The sequence below is a fragment of the Cupriavidus sp. LA-1 genome (genome assembly GCF_055385985.1).
This window is the reverse complement of record NZ_AP031387.1, coordinates 743,030-757,451: the sequence shown is the minus strand read 5'-3', so window position 1 is coordinate 757,451 and position 14,422 is coordinate 743,030. Positions and strand designations below refer to the sequence as shown.

12 protein-coding genes are annotated in these 14,422 nt (G+C 69.1%); 6 read left to right on the top strand and 6 right to left on the bottom strand.

What is annotated here, in order from left to right; all coding sequences use genetic code 11:
- Window positions 1-53 precede the first annotated feature (53 nt).
- Window positions 54-632: a P-loop nucleotide/nucleoside kinase family protein gene (locus ACZ5MJ_RS03635; RefSeq protein ID WP_464222472.1), complete on the top strand. Its 579-nt coding sequence runs from the start codon at window positions 54-56 to the stop codon at window positions 630-632.
- Between the two features lie 15 nt (window positions 633-647).
- Here ACZ5MJ_RS03635 and tcdA read toward each other — a convergent pair whose 3' ends face one another.
- Window positions 648-1,517 carry a tRNA cyclic N6-threonylcarbamoyladenosine(37) synthase TcdA gene (gene tcdA, locus ACZ5MJ_RS03630; protein ID WP_464222471.1) on the bottom strand — a complete coding sequence of 290 codons (870 nt, stop codon included), beginning with the start codon at window positions 1,515-1,517 and terminating at the stop codon, window positions 648-650.
- A 195-nt stretch (window positions 1,518-1,712) separates the two neighbouring features.
- On the opposite strand from tcdA, the gene ACZ5MJ_RS03625 reads away from it, so the two are divergent.
- The 5 genes from ACZ5MJ_RS03625 to ACZ5MJ_RS03605 all read left to right on the top strand — a co-directional run bounded on the left by ACZ5MJ_RS03625 (window position 1,713) and on the right by ACZ5MJ_RS03605 (window position 8,924).
- A complete protein-coding gene (locus tag ACZ5MJ_RS03625) occupies window positions 1,713-4,028 on the top strand; it encodes an AsmA family protein (RefSeq protein WP_464222470.1) in 2,316 nt (771 codons plus the stop codon).
- A gap of 351 nt (window positions 4,029-4,379) precedes the next feature.
- On the top strand, window positions 4,380-5,552 hold the full coding sequence (locus ACZ5MJ_RS03620; RefSeq protein ID WP_464222469.1) for an MFS transporter: 1,173 nt from the start codon (window positions 4,380-4,382) through the stop codon (window positions 5,550-5,552).
- Between the two features lie 166 nt (window positions 5,553-5,718).
- Entirely contained in the window at window positions 5,719-6,357 is a 639-nt protein-coding gene (pdxH, locus tag ACZ5MJ_RS03615; RefSeq protein WP_078197418.1) for a pyridoxamine 5'-phosphate oxidase, read from the top strand.
- A 230-nt stretch (window positions 6,358-6,587) separates the two neighbouring features.
- Window positions 6,588-7,829 carry a class I SAM-dependent methyltransferase gene (locus ACZ5MJ_RS03610; RefSeq protein WP_464222468.1) on the top strand — a complete coding sequence of 414 codons (1,242 nt, stop codon included), beginning with the start codon at window positions 6,588-6,590 and terminating at the stop codon, window positions 7,827-7,829.
- Window positions 7,830-7,844: 15 nt separating this feature from the next.
- Complete coding sequence (locus ACZ5MJ_RS03605) at window positions 7,845-8,924, top strand: DUF72 domain-containing protein (RefSeq protein ID WP_464222467.1); 1,080 nt, start codon at window positions 7,845-7,847, stop codon at window positions 8,922-8,924.
- Window positions 8,925-8,966: 42 nt separating this feature from the next.
- Here the strand turns inward: ACZ5MJ_RS03605 and msrA are convergent, their stop codons facing one another.
- From msrA to ACZ5MJ_RS03580, 5 genes are all read right to left on the bottom strand, one after another.
- Window positions 8,967-9,509 (bottom strand): peptide-methionine (S)-S-oxide reductase MsrA, encoded by a 543-nt coding sequence (gene msrA / locus ACZ5MJ_RS03600; RefSeq protein WP_464222465.1) that lies wholly within the window; start codon window positions 9,507-9,509, stop codon window positions 8,967-8,969.
- A gap of 74 nt (window positions 9,510-9,583) precedes the next feature.
- Window positions 9,584-11,119, bottom strand: a complete 1,536-nt coding sequence (locus tag ACZ5MJ_RS03595) for a class I adenylate-forming enzyme family protein (RefSeq protein WP_464222464.1) — start codon at window positions 11,117-11,119, stop codon at window positions 9,584-9,586.
- On the bottom strand, window positions 11,116-12,369 hold the full coding sequence (locus ACZ5MJ_RS03590; RefSeq protein WP_464222463.1) for an acyl-CoA dehydrogenase family protein: 1,254 nt from the start codon (window positions 12,367-12,369) through the stop codon (window positions 11,116-11,118). The genes ACZ5MJ_RS03595 and ACZ5MJ_RS03590 overlap by 4 nt, the downstream gene beginning before the upstream one ends.
- Window positions 12,370-12,459: 90 nt before the next feature.
- Window positions 12,460-13,290: an alpha/beta fold hydrolase gene (locus tag ACZ5MJ_RS03585; RefSeq protein WP_464222462.1), complete on the bottom strand. Its 831-nt coding sequence runs from the start codon at window positions 13,288-13,290 to the stop codon at window positions 12,460-12,462.
- On the bottom strand, window positions 13,287-14,357 hold the full coding sequence (locus ACZ5MJ_RS03580) for a peptidase M29 (RefSeq protein WP_464222461.1): 1,071 nt from the start codon (window positions 14,355-14,357) through the stop codon (window positions 13,287-13,289). The genes ACZ5MJ_RS03585 and ACZ5MJ_RS03580 overlap by 4 nt, the downstream gene beginning before the upstream one ends.
- Window positions 14,358-14,422 lie beyond the last annotated feature (65 nt).

The following is a 14,422-nucleotide window of genomic DNA, read 5'->3' as shown; positions in this document are numbered from 1 at the left end:
AAGCCACGGGGTATGCTGTGGGCAATGCGCCCCGCCCGCCACCTCTACGCTTCATGCCAAGACTGATCTTCTTCTGCGGCCATGCCGGCACCGGCAAGACCACCCTCGCCCACCGCCTGATCGGCCCGCTGATGCAGGCCACCGGCGAGCCCTTCTGCCTGCTCGACAAGGACACCCTGTACGGCCGCTACAGCGCCGCGGCCATGGCCGCCATCACCGGCGACCCCGACGACCGCGACAGCCCGGCCTACCTGGACAACCTGCGCGACCCGGAATACCAGGGGCTGCTCGACACCGCGCGCGAGAACCTGGCGCTGGGCATCAGCGTGATCGTGATCGGCCCGCTGTCGCGCGAGGTCAAGGCCCACCTGCTGAACGATCCCGACTGGCTGCACGTGCCCGCCGGCACCACCGTGCGCACGGTCTGGGTCCACCTGCCGGAAGACGAGGCCCATGCCCGCATCATCCGGCGCGGCAACCCCAACGACGCCTACAAACTGCACCACTGGGAAGCCTACCGCACCCGGCGCTTCATGCCGGCATCCGAGGACTATCCGGAACTGATCTTCTTCGACAACCAGGCCCCGGGCGAGCCGGAGCTCGACGGACTATTGCGCAAACTGAGCGCCTGAGCGGCGCATCGATGTTCAGCCGCGCGCGATCGCGCCGATCACCGCCGACGCCGCGACAAAGCCGAACACCGCCGTCACCGCCACCGACGAGCCGAAGCCCGCGCACGCCAGCCCTTGCGGACCACGCATGGCTGGCTGGCCAGGGTGCCCGTCCGCCGGCGGCGCCTCGTCGATCTCGCAGGCCTGCTGCTCGGGCTCGGGGTATTGCAGCGGCTCGTCCGAATAGACCGCGGCAATGCCGAACTTTTTCTTCGGGTCGCGCGTGAAGCCCCATTGCTTGCGCAGGCCGGCGCGCACCTTGGACAACAGCGGGTCCTGGATGGTGCGCGCAAGGTCGTCGATGCGCACGCGCGTGGGATCAAGCTGGCCGCCAGCGCCGCCGCAAGTGATCACCGGCACGCCCTGGCGCCGGGCCCAGCCCAGCATGGCGATCTTCACCCGCACCACGTCGATGGCGTCGATCACATAGTCATAGCCCGCGCCGAGCAGCCCGGGCACATTGTCCTCGGTCACGAAATCGTCGACCTGTGCCACCTGGCAGCGCGGATTGATGGCGACGATGCGCTCGGCCATGGCCTCGACCTTGGCGCGCCCGTAGGCATCGCCCAGCGCATGGATCTGGCGGTTGGTGTTGGACAGCGCGATATGGTCCAGGTCGATCAGCGTGATGCGCCCGACCGCATTGCGCGCCAGCGCCTCGGCCGCCCAGCTGCCGACCCCGCCGATGCCGACCACGCACACGCTGGCCGCCTCCAGCCGCGCCAGTCCGGCGGCGCCGTAGAGCCGCGCGACGCCGCCGAAGCGGCGGTGGTAGTCATCGTCGGCCGGGCTTTCGTGGGTCAGCGGCTCGGGCAGGCCGGCCAGGTCGTGTGCGGCATCGTTCATACGAAAAGAATCGGGTCACCGGAAACAGGCCATGCCGCGTGCGGCAGCGTCGGGAAATAATCCGGCGCTTTCCGGCGGTGATGTCAGCCAATCCCCGACAAATGCGGGAAGCGCGCAACTATACAATAGACGTGCAGTGGCCCGCTCGCCGCCCCGCGCCGCGGGGCCGCGCCGCCAGCCAGGAGAGCCTGCCTCATGCCCGTGCGCCGCAAGGTCGTTCTGTTGAGTGCCCTGACACCGGTTGCGCTGATCGCGCTGCTGGTGATCGTGATCCTGAGTTTTGACTGGAACCGGCTCAAGCCCTGGCTCAATGACCGCGTCTCGGAGGCCATCGGCAGGCCCTTTGCCATCAATGGCGACCTGACCGTGACCTGGCGCCGCGGCGAGGGCGAGACCGGCTGGCATACGCTGGTGCCATGGCCGCGGCTGTCGGCGCGCGACATCACCATCGGCAATACCGACTGGGCCGCGCAGCCCAAGATGGCAACCGTGCGCGAACTGATCTTCGTGCTGCGCCCGGTGCCGCTGCTGACGCATGAGATCTCCGTGCCAACCATCGTCATCGACAGCCCCGCGGTGTGGCTGGAGCGGCTGGCCGACAGCCGCAACAACTGGACCTTCGATACCGGCCCCAAGACCGGCAAGTCCAAATGGCAACTGGATATCGGCGAGGTGGTGCTGGCGCGCGGCGACCTGGCGCTGACAGACCAGTTCAAAAAGATCGAACTCCATGCCGAGCTCGACACCATCGGCAACGCCGCGCTCTATGACAAGGCACGCGACGGCGCGCTGATCCCACCGCAGTCCTCCGCGGTGGCGCCCGGGCCGCCTGCCAGCGCACCCGAGGCGGCATCGGCGCCGGCGACCGCCGGCCCGGCATCCGCGACGGCCGCTGCCGCCAGCGGCCGCTACGGCATGCGCTGGAAAGCCACCGGCCGCTACAACGACGCCACCATCAATGCCACCGGCAAGGCCGGCACGGTGCTGAGCCTGCGCAATGCCGACCTGCCCTTCCCGATCCAGGCCGATGTGCGCGTGGGCACCACGCGCGCGCAGATCGAAGGCACCGTGACCAACCCGGCCCACCTGGCCGCGCTGGACGTGCACCTGACCCTCTCCGGCGACAGCATGGCCAGGCTCTACGCGCTGACCGGCGTGGTGCTGCCGTCGACGCCGCCGTACCAGACCCGCGGCCGGCTGATGGCGACGCTGCGCAAGGAAGGCTCGATCTACGAGTACCAGAATTTCACCGGCCGCGTCGGCGGCAGCGACCTGTCCGGCACGCTGACCTTCACCAAGCGCGACCCGCGCCCGCTCCTGGCGGGCAACCTGGTATCGGACCAGTTGCGCTTTGTCGACCTCGCTCCGCTGATCGGCGCCAATGCCGAGCCCGGCCGCCCGGCCAAGGACAGCCCCGTGGCCCAGCCCGCCGACAAGGTGCTGCCAGTGGCCCCGTTCCGCACCGAGCGCTGGGACGAGATCGATGCCGACGTGCACTTTACCGGCAAGCGCATCATCCGCGATGCCTCGCTGCCAGTCACCGACCTGGTCACGCACCTGAAGCTGCAGGACGGCGTGCTGCTGCTCGATCCGCTCAATTTCGGCGTGGCTGGCGGCAACCTGGTGTCGACCATCAGGCTGGACGGCAAGCGCGAGCCGATGGGCGCCATGGTCGACATGACCGCGCGGCGCATGAAGCTCAAGCAGCTGTTCCCTACCTTCGACCTGATGCGCGCCAGCATTGGCGAACTCAATGGCAGTGCCAAGCTTTCGGCTACCGGCAATTCGGTGGCGGCGCTGATGAGCTCGTCCAATGGCGAAGCCAGGCTGCTGGTCGAGAACGGCACGATCAGCAAGTTCCTGCTTGAAGCGATGGGGCTGAACGTGGGCAGCGTGGTGATCCGCAAGCTGTTCGGCGACAAGACGGTGCAGATCAACTGCGGCGTCAGCGACTTTACCTTCACCGACGGCATCGCACGCGCCCGCACCTTCGTGCTGGATACGCAGGACGCGGTGATCGAGACCACCGGCGGCATCGACCTGCGCAATGAAAGGCTGGCGCTGACCATCCACCCGGACTCCAGGGGCCTGCGCGTGTTCTCGCTGCGCTCGCCGTTGTACGTGGGCGGCACCATGAAGAAGCCGTCTGTCAGCCCCGACATCGGCGTGCTCGCGCTGCGCGCCGGCGGCGCCCTGTCGCTGGCACTGCTGGCGCCGGTGGCCACGGCGGTGTTGCCGCTGGTCGACCTGTCGCCGGGCAGCGACGACAACCAGTGCGCGACGCTGCTGGCCGACCTGCGCAAGCGCCCCACCGCGCCGCCGCCCGGCAAGACCTACAAGGACCCGAAGGCCCCCCGCGCGCCCGCCGCCAAACCCGTTGCGCCGGCGGCCGCGGTGGCCCGGCACGGCAAGCCGGCGGGTGTCCACGAACGCAAGCAAAGCAGGCTCGGCGGCCATCGCGCACCCCCACCGCCGCGGCCGAACAACGACGCGTTCTACCGGGGCGCTTAGCCCGCAGGCACCGCGCCGTAGCCAATGCTGAATGCGGCCAGCGACTTCCCGACGCCATCCGGACAGCGACTTCAGGATCCATAGCGGATGCGCTGAAGCAAATTCGCAACACTTTGCCGCCCCTGCGACAACTCGCCACACGCAGCCGTTGTGCCGCGCCCTCCGGCAGGCGCATAATTAAATGGCCATTTACAAGAAGTTTAAGCATGGCAAGCATTGGATGCGGCACGGGCTCGCCCGGGTAGCCTCCTTCGAAAGGCGCGGCCACGGCCGCCCTTGTTTTTCCGCCTCGGCCCGGCCGCCGGCCGCCACCGGGCGCGGCCCCACGACGCCACTCGCCGCCCCGCCCCCATGACGCTGACGCACACCGCCGTCCCGCCGATCACCTGGCTGATCGCACTGACGGTGTGCAACCACGTGGCCTTCAATGCCAGCCGCGTAGTGGTGTCGCTGTTCGCGATTTCCCTCAAGGCTTCCACCGTCACGCTCGGCGTGCTGATGTCGCTGTACGCGGTGCTGCCGATGCTGCTGGCGATCCGCGCCGGCAAGCGCATCGACGAAATCGGGCCGCGCAAGCCGATGACCGCGGGCTCGCTGATGGTGGTGGCGGGCACGCTGCTGCCGGCGCTGTGGCACGACATTGGCTCGCTGTACCTGTCGTGCGCCCTGATCGGCGTTGGCTTCATGCTGGTCCAGGTGGCGATGCAGCTGCTGATCGGCCAGGTCTCCACCAACGACTCCCGGCTGCGCAACTACACCTGGCATGCGCTGGGGCTGTCGGTGTCCGGCACCGTGGGCCCGGTGGCGATGGGCTACGTGATCGAGCACGCGGGTTTCCGCCCCGCCTTCATGGTGCTGGTGGCGGTGGCGCTGGTCGGCCAGGCCGGCCTGCAGTGGGTGCGTCCGCGCCTGCCCGCGCAAGGCGGCAACGCCGGGCGCATCGCCATCGAGGACGGCAGCCGCCGCTCCACGCTGGACTTGCTGCAGCATCCCGAACTGCGCGCGGTATTCATCGCCAGCGCGGTGCTGTCGGCCGCGTGGGACCTGCACGCCTTCCTGATCCCGATCCAGGGCTCGCGCATCGGCCTGTCGCCGTCGTCGATCGGCTGGGTGCTGGGCGCCTTCGCCATTGCCACCTTTGCCATCCGCGTGGCGATGCCGGCGGTGTCACGCCGGCTCTCCGAGTGGAAGATCATCCGCGCCGCACTGCTGGTGGGCGCGCTGGCCTACCTGGCCTACCCCTTCGTGGCGCAGTTCTGGCTGATGTGCGCGCTGGCCTTCGTGCTGGGACTGGCGCTGGGCAGTGCCCAGCCCAATGTCATGAACATCCTGCACACGGTGTCGCCGCATGGCCGCGCCGGCGAGGCGCTGGGGCTGCGCTCGGCGGTGCTCAACACCAGCCAGGTCGTGTGGCCGCTCACCTTCGGCGTGGTCGGCACGGCGTTGGGCATGCTGCCGATCTTCCTGTCGATGGCGGGGGCGATGGGCGCCGCCGGCTACTATTCGCGGCGACAGGGGCGCTAGGTGCTGCCGCCGCCGGTTTGACACCCGCCGCGGGTGCTGACACCGATACGCTTGTCGCCACGCAAATGCGATCCCCGATGCATTCGCTATACTCGAATCAGCCGGACCTGCGGCCCCCGCCCCCGGGCGCACCGCGCTTCCCGACCGATATCCTGATGATTGCGACATGACTCAACTTGCCGACCTTCGCCGCACCTATGTGCTGGGCTCGCTGTCCGAAACCGACGTGGCCCCCGACCCGATGAGCCAGTTCAAACGCTGGTTCGACGAGGCGGTCACGGCCAAGCTGCCCGAACCCAACGCCATGACCCTGGCCACGGTCGACGCCGACGGCCAGCCGTCCGCGCGCATCGTGCTGCTCAAGGGCATCGACGACCGGGGCTTCACCTTCTACACCAACTACGAAAGCCGCAAGGGCCTGGACCTGGCGGCAAACCCGCGCGCCGCGCTGCTGTTCCACTGGGTCCAGCTGGAGCGCCAGGTGCGCGTCGAAGGCCGCGTCGAGAAAGTCACGGACGACGAGAGCGACGCCTATTTCGCCACGCGCCCGCTGGGCTCGCGGGTGGGCGCATGGGCCTCCGCGCAAAGCCGCGAGGTGCCCGGCCGCGACGTGCTGGAGCAGCGCGAGCAGGAATACCGCAGCAAGTTCGGCGAAAACCCGCCGCGCCCGCCCTACTGGGGCGGCTACCGCGTGGTGCCGACCGCGCTGGAGTTCTGGCAGGGCCGCCCCTCGCGGCTGCACGACCGCATCGCCTTCCGCCTGCAACCCGGCGGCGACTGGCAGATCGTGCGGCTGTCGCCCTGAGGGGGCTGGCACGCCGGAACGCGCGCCAACAGCGCCGAACAGGCCGGTAGTGGGGTCTTCTGGACGGTGCGCTGCACAAGTTGCGGAATTGGACTAAAGTGAGACAGGCGTCGCTTGGCTACTCTTTTCTTGCAGCGCTCGTGACGGATCGGGCAAGGTTCCAGCGCAGTACCAGCCTTGCCTGATGCGTCGGCCGAAGCGTGTGCCGCAACCATCGGGAGGTAAAGCGCATGTTTTTCAAGCAAGCCCTGGAAAAGCAACTCGACAACTGGATCGCCGACCTGCGAGAGAATGCCAATCTGCCGGTCAGCTTGCGGCTGTGGAACGGCACCGAATACCCGCTCGGGCACTTCGACGAGCCGGCCGTCACGCTGACCGTGCGCGAGGCCACGGCACTGCCCCTGCTGCTCACGCCAAGCCTGGACAACCTGGGCGAAGCGTATGTGCAGGAAAAGATCGACTTCGATGGCAGGCTGGCCGACATCATCAAGGTCGCCTACGGTTTATCGGCCGCGGCCACGCGCCGCGCCGGCGGCGTGCTGTACAAGGTGGCGCAGCACTTCACGCATAGCAAGCAGGAAGACAAGGCGTCGATCCAGTACCACTACGACGTCTCCAACGACTTCTACCAGCTCTGGCTCGACCCCAACATGGTCTACTCCTGCGCCTACTTCGAGCACGGCGACGAAGACCTGGCCACCGCGCAGATCAAGAAGATCGACCACATCCTGACCAAGATCCGGCTGCAGCCGAACCAGACCCTGCTCGATATCGGCTGCGGCTGGGGCGCGCTGGTGCTGCGCGCGGCGCAGAAGTTCGGCGCGCGCTGCGTGGGCATCACGCTGTCGCAGAACCAGTTCGACCTGGCCACCGAGCGCGTCAGGGCCGCGGGCCTGTCCGACCGCATCGAGATCCGGCTGCAGGACTACCGCGACACCGCCGGCACCTTCGACCGCATCACCAGCGTCGGCATGTTCGAGCATGTGGGCAAGGACAACCTGCCCGGCTACTTCCGCCGCATCCGCGAACTGCTGGCCGACGACGGCTATGCGATGAATCACGGCATCACCTCGCCCGACCCGGACAACGGCGCGACGCCGATGGACGGCGCCGAGTTCATGGACCGCTACGTGTTCCCGCAGGGTGAGCTGCCGCATATCGGACTGGTGCTGCGCACGATGCAGCAAGGCGGCCTGGAAGCCTTCGACGTCGAGCTGCTGCGCCGCCACTACGCGCGCACGCTGCACCACTGGGCGGAAAACTTCGAGGCCCGCGGCGACACCATCCGCAGCCTGGTCGGCGAGAAGAAATACCGCATCTGGCGCGTCTACCTGGCCGGCTGCGCGCATGCCTTCGATACGGAAAAGATGGCGATCTACCAGGTGGTCTGCCACAAGGCCGGGCTACCGGCGAGCACGCTGCCGTGGTCGCGCCGCTATATCTATGACCAACCCATTGGCAACAAAGACTGAAGGTGACGCTGGCGATTGACTGAAGACCTCTTCGGCGGGCTGCCACTGCCCGCCCCACCTGCCCCTCCGGAACGGCCCGCCTCCCACAATGGCGCGGCCGCCCCGCCCGACCCCTCCGGCAAGCCGGCACGCGGCAAGAGCGTGCAGCCCGCACAGGCAGACGAAGCCCTGCGCGCGCTGGGCGCGCGGCTGCCATCGGACCTCTATTTCGGCACGTCCTCCTGGGCCTACCCCGGCTGGAACGGGCTGGTCTACGACGGCGAGTACGGCGACAGCCTGCTGTCGCGCAAGGGCCTGGCCGCCTATTCGCGCCACCCCCTGCTGCGCGCCGCCGGCATCGACCGCGGCTTCTACGGGCCGATCCCGCTGGCGGACTACCTGTCCTACGCCGCGCAGGTGCCCGATGGCTTCCGCTTCCTGGTCAAGGCACCGGCCAGCGTCTGCGATGCCTGGCTGCGCGGCTCCGACGGCGCCGGCCGGCTGGCCAACGCCGCCTTCCTGGACGCGGAGATCGCGGTGCGCGACTTCGTCGTGCCGGCCACCAGCGGGTTAGGAAGCAAGTGCGGGCCGCTGCTGTTCCAGCTGTCGCCGATGGGCCCGCTGGCCGACAGCGCGGTATTCCTGGAGCGGCTCGACGCCTTCCTGGGCGCGCTGCCGCCGCTCGATCCGTCGATCACTCCGCATGCCTGCTACACCGTGGAACTGCGCGACCCGGCGCTGCTGACACCGCGCTACATCCGGCTGCTGCGCCGCCACGGCGTGCGCTTCTGCCTGGCGGCGCGCGACCGCCTGCCGCCGGTGCCGCGCCAGGCCGCGGCGCAGGCGCTGATGGATGAGGAAGCGGCGGGTCCGCTGATCCTGCGCTGGATGCTGCATGGGGGCCGGCCCTATGCGTACGCGGAAAAGCTGTACGCGCCCTTCGACCGCATCGTCGACGACGACCCCGACACCCGTCATGCCATTGCCGACGTGGTGGCGCGCACGCTGCGCGCCGGGCAGCCGGCCATTGTCATCGTCAGCAACAACGCCGAAGGCTGCGCGCCGCTCAGTTGCGTGCGGCTGGCCGAGGCGATCGTTGCGAGGCTGGAAGGGTGAATTGGCTGATATGACTCGCCGGCCAGGCCGGCGAAACAGCACCTACTTCTTCAACTTCGCCCCAAACTGCTTCCGGAACTTGGCCAGCTTCGGCGAAATCACGAACGCACAATACCCCTGGCTCGGATTGTCCTGGTAGTAGTTCTGGTGGCTCACCTCCGCACGCCAGTACGGCTGCTCCGGCTCAACCTGCGTCACGATCGGCGCATCAAACACCTTGGCAGCAGCCAGTTCCCGCATCACGTATTCCGCCGTCGCCCGCTGCGCCTCCGAATTCGTAAAGATTGCCGACCGATACTGCGTCCCGACATCGTTCCCTTGCCGGTCCGGTGTGGTCGGATCATGGATGGCAAAGAAGATCCCGAGGATTTCCCGGTAGTTGATCACCGAAGGATCGAACGTAACGCGCACCACCTCGGCATGGCCCGTATTCCCCTCGCAAACCTGCTGGTAAGTCGGGTGATTCACATGGCCGCCGGTATAGCCGGACTCCACCGCCACCACGCCCTCCACCTGCTGGTAGACCGCTTCCAGGCACCAGAAGCATCCGCCCCCCAGCGTGGCCGTTTCAAGTCCATGTTCCATTTGCGCAGCTCCCTTGCTCGTTCGTGGTTTCACGGACTCAAGCATAAGCGCAGATCAGCCCCCTTGCACCGGATTCAGCCAGGCTGGCGCTGCGCCTCCAGCATCGCGCGCAGTTGCGGCTTGAGCACCTTGCCCAGCGCGCTGCGCGGCAGGTCGTCCAGCAGCACCACCTCGCGCGGCAGCTTGAAGCGGGCGATGCGGGTCGCCAGCAGTTCACGCAGCGGCTCCGCCGCCAGTGCTTCGGGCGGCGCGCCCGGCGCGGGCACGATCACCGCCACCGGCACCTCGCCCCAGCGCGCATCGGCCACGCCGACTACCGCGCACTCCTGCACGCCGGGCAGGCCGACCAGCACGTTCTCGATCTCAGCGGGATAGATGTTCTCGCCACCCGAGATGATCATGTCCTTGCTGCGCCCGACCACTTCGATGCAGCCGTCGGCATCGCAGTGCGCGAGGTCGCCGGAACGGAACCAGCCGCCGGGCAGGCCCTTGTCGGCCTGGTTCCAGTACCCCGCCATCACATTGGTGCCGCGCACCCACAGTTCGCCGACCTCGCCCTGCGCCACCTCGGCGCCATCCGCGCCGGCCAGGCGGACTTCGGCTTCCGGCTGCGGCCAGCCGGCATAGCCGGGCCGGGCCATCGCATCCTCCAGCTTCAGCACCACCGACACCGGACCGGTCTCGGTCGCGCCATAGACCTGCCCCAGCGGCACGCCGCGGGCATGGAAGGCTGCGATATACGACAGCGGGATGGTCGACGAGCCCGCCATCACGCCGCGCAGCGCCGACAGGTCGGCACCGGGCCAGCCAGGATGCTCCAGCACCGCGCGCAGCGTCGCCGGCACCATCAGCGCCAGGCTCGGCCGTGCCTGCGCCACCGCATCGAGCCATGCCTGTGGCGCAAAGCGGTCATGCAGCGTGACCTGCGCGCCGGCCAGCAGCGCGGGCAGCGTCTGGATGCACAGGCCGCCGACATGGAACATCGGCAGCACCGACAGCACGTGGTCGTGCGCCGTCATGCCATGCGCCCACCAGCTGGCGCGCGCATTGGCCAGCAATCCGGCCTGGGTGTGCACCGCGCCCTTGGGCTTGCCGGTAGTGCCGGAGGTATAGGCCAGCAGCAGCGGCGCATCGTCCGGCACCTGCGGATGGACCACGCCGAATGGCGCCGGGTGGTCGATCAGCCGGTCAAGACGGGCGACCTGGCAGCCAGCGCCGGCCTCCCGCGCCAAGGCTTCATGGTGCTCGTCATGGAACAGCGCGGCCAGTTGCGCATGGCCAGCGATGGTGCGCAGCTCGGCGGGCGCGAGCCGGTAGTTCAGCGGCGTGAGCATCGCCCCGACGCGCGCGCAGGCGAACAGCAGCACCAGTTGCAGCTCGTGGTTCAGGCACAGCGTGCCGACGCGGTCGCCCGCGCGGATGCCCCACGTCGCCGCAAGATGGGCGCTGGCGCGCTCCACGCGCCGCCACAGCTTGCCGTAGGTGAAGGAGCGGCCGAGGTAGTGCAAGGCCGCCCGCCCGGGTGTAGCGGCGGCATGGCCATGCAGCATGGCCGGCAGCGCGCCCAGCCCGGCGGCGCCCGCACGCATGGCGCGGCGGGCGGCGCTCATTCGTCGCGCTCGCCGGATTCGTACAGGGTCTCGCGGCCCATGCGGTCGAGGATCAGCTCGGCGGTCCAGGGCAGCATCAGCGCGCCGCAGCGCGAATCGCGGTAAAGCCGCTCCAGCGGCAGGTCCTTGAGCATCGACTGCCCGCCGCAGGTGCGGATGGCCAGCCGGGCGATATCGTTGGCGCCCTCCATCACGGTGTAGTGCGCCGCATACAGGCGCAGGCGCTCATCCTTGGTGGGATTGGGCTTCGCCTCATGGATCACGCGCCAGAAGATCGAGCGCATATTTTCCAGCTGGATCCGCATCTGCGCCACCGCGATCTGCTTGGTCGGGTACATGCGGCGCTTGACCGGCGGCTGGTCCGGCACCTCGCCGCGCAGGTACTGCACGGTGAAGTCGTAGGCAGCCTGCGCCACGCCCAGGTAGGTGGGCGACAGCGTGAAGAACATCGCCGGCCAGGTCTGCGCGGCGCGGTAGTACACGCCGCGCGGCATCAGCTGCTCCTGGTCAGGCACGAATACGTCCTTGAGCAGCAGCGTGCGCGACACCGTGCCGCGCATGCCCATCGGGTCCCAGTCGCCGGTCACGGTCAGCCCGTCCGCCTTGCCGGGCACGGCGATATAGAGCGTGTCGCGCATGTCGGGATGATGGTCGCCGCGATCCTCGGTGCACAGGATGCCGTAATAGTCGGCCGCACCCGACAGCGAGGCGAAGATCTTGCGCCCGTTCAGCACCCAGCCGCCCTCGACCTTGCGCGCGGTGGTGCCGAACGGCGCCTTGCCCGCGGCCGCGGCGGAGCCTTCGGAGAACGGCTGCGCATAGACCGCGCCGTCGCCCACCACGCGCGCGAAGTGCAACTCACGCCGGGCTTCGTGCTCGGCACGCTGCCCGGCCGTCATGTCGATGCCGTCGGACAGCATGCCGGTCCACATGGTCGAGCAGATATGCATGTTGTACGTGAGCGCGGTGGCGCCGCAGAAGCGGCCGATCTCGGCGCCCACCATGCAGTAGGTGGCAAAGTCAGCGCCTTCGCCGCCGAACGCCTGCGGCACGCACAGGGCCAGCAGGCCGGCCTCGCGCAGGTCGTCATAGTTGGCGAACGGGAAGCTGGCCTCGCGGTCCCAGGTGGCCGCGCGCGCCGCAAAGCGCTCGCGGCCCAGGCGGTTGGCCAGCGCCAGCAGGCGCGCTTGTTGCGGGGTGAAGTCCGCCGTACCGACGGCGGGGATGAAGTCGAGCTGGCCGGATGGCATGTCGCGGTCTCCTGTGTTCCTGCGCGCGCCGGATGCGGGGCGGCGGCGCGGCGGTGGTTCTTGTTTAGCGTCGCCGGAAGGTGGCGCGGGTCAGTGCACGGGGAAGCGCAGGCGCAGGAAATCCAGCACCGCCGCGTTGAACAGCGGGGGCCGCTCCATGCATGCCAGGTGGCCGACATCCGGCAGGCAGCGGTACTCGGCGCCCGCAATGCGCTGCGCCATCCGCTCCATCACCTCGGGTGCGGCATTGGTATCGTGCTGCCCGGCCAGCGCCAGCACCGGCACCGCGATGCGCGCCAGCGCGTCGCGCTGGTTGAAGCGCACCAGCGCGCCCAGCGCCGCGCGGTAGGTGGGCGCCGGCACCGCCGCCATCACCGCCGTGGCGAAGGCCACAGCCTGCGCATCGGCATCGGGCGCGACCATCGTGCGCACCAGCCCGGCGGCCATCTCGGCCATGGTCTTGCCGGCGTCCAGCGGCGCGGTGCGCGCGGCGATGAACTCGCGCTGCCAGGGCCCGTCGCCCTTGCCAAAGGCGGGCGAGGTGCCCGACAGCACCATGCCGTCGATCAGCGCGGGCGTGGCCGCGCAGGCCTGCTGCGCAACCATGCCGCCCATGCTGTGGCCCAGCAGCACCACGCGCCGGCCGGCATCGCGCTCGGCCTGCAGCAATGGGGCCAGCGCCTGTGCCAGTCCGTCGAAGTCATAGGGGTCGATCAGGGCGCTGTCGCCATAGCCGGGCATGTCCCAGGCCACGGCGCGGTAGCCCGCCTGCGCCAGCGCCTCGCCCTGCGCGGGCCAGGCCGCCTTGCCGCCGCCGATGCCGTGCAGCATCACCACTGCCACCGGGCCATCGCCCCAGGCCAGCATGGCGATGCCGTTGGCGTGGCGTGCCATCGTCGCTGTCGTCGCGGTTGCGCTCATGCGGCCACCTCCGCCAGCGTGCCTGCTTCGACCTCGGCGCGGCCATCCAGCGATACCGTGCAGTTGCGCAGCGGCAGGTCGAAATGGCCCAGCGTATGCCGCCCGGCCACTTCGTTGGCGCCGGTCGAAAACAGGAAGTTGCCGGCGAACGCGCGCAGTTCGGTGCCGTTGCAGTCGCGCTTGTCGTAGAAGGTCATCGCATCCCAGCGGGCCATCCGGTTCAGGCCCCAGCCGACGTGCGAGACCGCATACGCGTCACGCGTGCCCTCGCGGTCGGCCCAGGCCTGGTAATAGCCGCGCATCATGTCAGCATCCACGCCCTGCCCCTCGACACCGACGATATAGTCGTCTTCGATATGACAGACCACGGTATCGCGCAGGTAGGTCTTGAAGGTCAGGTTGACGTCGCCCGGCGCCAGCACCAGCGTGCCGTTGACCTGGCGGCTGGCCGGGAACGCCAGGCACAGGCCGCCGGGCCAGTGCGAGACCTGGCCGGGCTTGTTGCAGAAGCCCCAGACCCCGCCCACACGCGCATCGGCCAGCCCGATGCGCAGCTCGGTGCCGGCGGCGGAATGCACGCGCATCTCGCGCGCGCCGCGCAGGCGCTTCATCGCCGCGCGCACGGTGCCTTCCAGCGCCGGGTCGGGCTGGCAGCGTTCCAGGATCTCGGGGTGTTCGTTGCTGACCATCAGCATGCGCGGCACCACGCCGTCGGCGCCGCGCAGGATCAGCGGCAGCTCCGGCGCATGCAGCAGGCCTTCCACGGTGCAGTCCAGCACCAGGTGGCAGCGCGACAGCGCCGCCACCACCGGGGCAAGGTTCTGCAAGGCATCGCTGGCGCCGGTCGAGCGCACCGGCGCGGGCGCGCTCAGTGGCGGTGTCGGTACCTGGATGCGTACCGGCGCGGCACCCAGCGACTGCACCGCCAGCTCGGCCAAGGCCACGTTGACAGGGCGGGATTGCGACTCCGTTACAATCCCGACGACATCCCCGCCCTGCAGGGCACAGAGTTCCAGCGTGCGCCGGAACGCCGCCAGCCAGCGGTGTTCGATCTGCTCGATGAGCATGACGTTTGTCTCCTGCTTGTTGTTTTATGGGCGGCACGGCCGCCCTGCTTTGTGCGCCAGCCCAC

Coding starts and splice junctions, on each gene's coding strand:
- ACZ5MJ_RS03590 (WP_464222463.1), bottom strand. CDS start 12,369: ATGCCATCCGGCCAGCTCGACTTCATCCCCGCCGTCGGTACGGCGGAC.
- ACZ5MJ_RS03625 (WP_464222470.1), top strand. CDS start 1,713: ATGCCCGTGCGCCGCAAGGTCGTTCTGTTGAGTGCCCTGACACCGGTT.
- ACZ5MJ_RS03580 (WP_464222461.1), bottom strand. CDS start 14,357: ATGCTCATCGAGCAGATCGAACACCGCTGGCTGGCGGCGTTCCGGCGC.
- ACZ5MJ_RS03610 (WP_464222468.1), top strand. CDS start 6,588: ATGTTTTTCAAGCAAGCCCTGGAAAAGCAACTCGACAACTGGATCGCC.
- ACZ5MJ_RS03620 (WP_464222469.1), top strand. CDS start 4,380: ATGACGCTGACGCACACCGCCGTCCCGCCGATCACCTGGCTGATCGCA.
- msrA (WP_464222465.1), bottom strand. CDS start 9,509: ATGGAACATGGACTTGAAACGGCCACGCTGGGGGGCGGATGCTTCTGG.
- ACZ5MJ_RS03635 (WP_464222472.1), top strand. CDS start 54: ATGCCAAGACTGATCTTCTTCTGCGGCCATGCCGGCACCGGCAAGACC.
- ACZ5MJ_RS03585 (WP_464222462.1), bottom strand. CDS start 13,290: ATGAGCGCAACCGCGACGACAGCGACGATGGCACGCCACGCCAACGGC.
- tcdA (WP_464222471.1), bottom strand. CDS start 1,517: ATGAACGATGCCGCACACGACCTGGCCGGCCTGCCCGAGCCGCTGACC.
- ACZ5MJ_RS03595 (WP_464222464.1), bottom strand. CDS start 11,119: ATGAGCGCCGCCCGCCGCGCCATGCGTGCGGGCGCCGCCGGGCTGGGC.
- pdxH (WP_078197418.1), top strand. CDS start 5,719: ATGACTCAACTTGCCGACCTTCGCCGCACCTATGTGCTGGGCTCGCTG.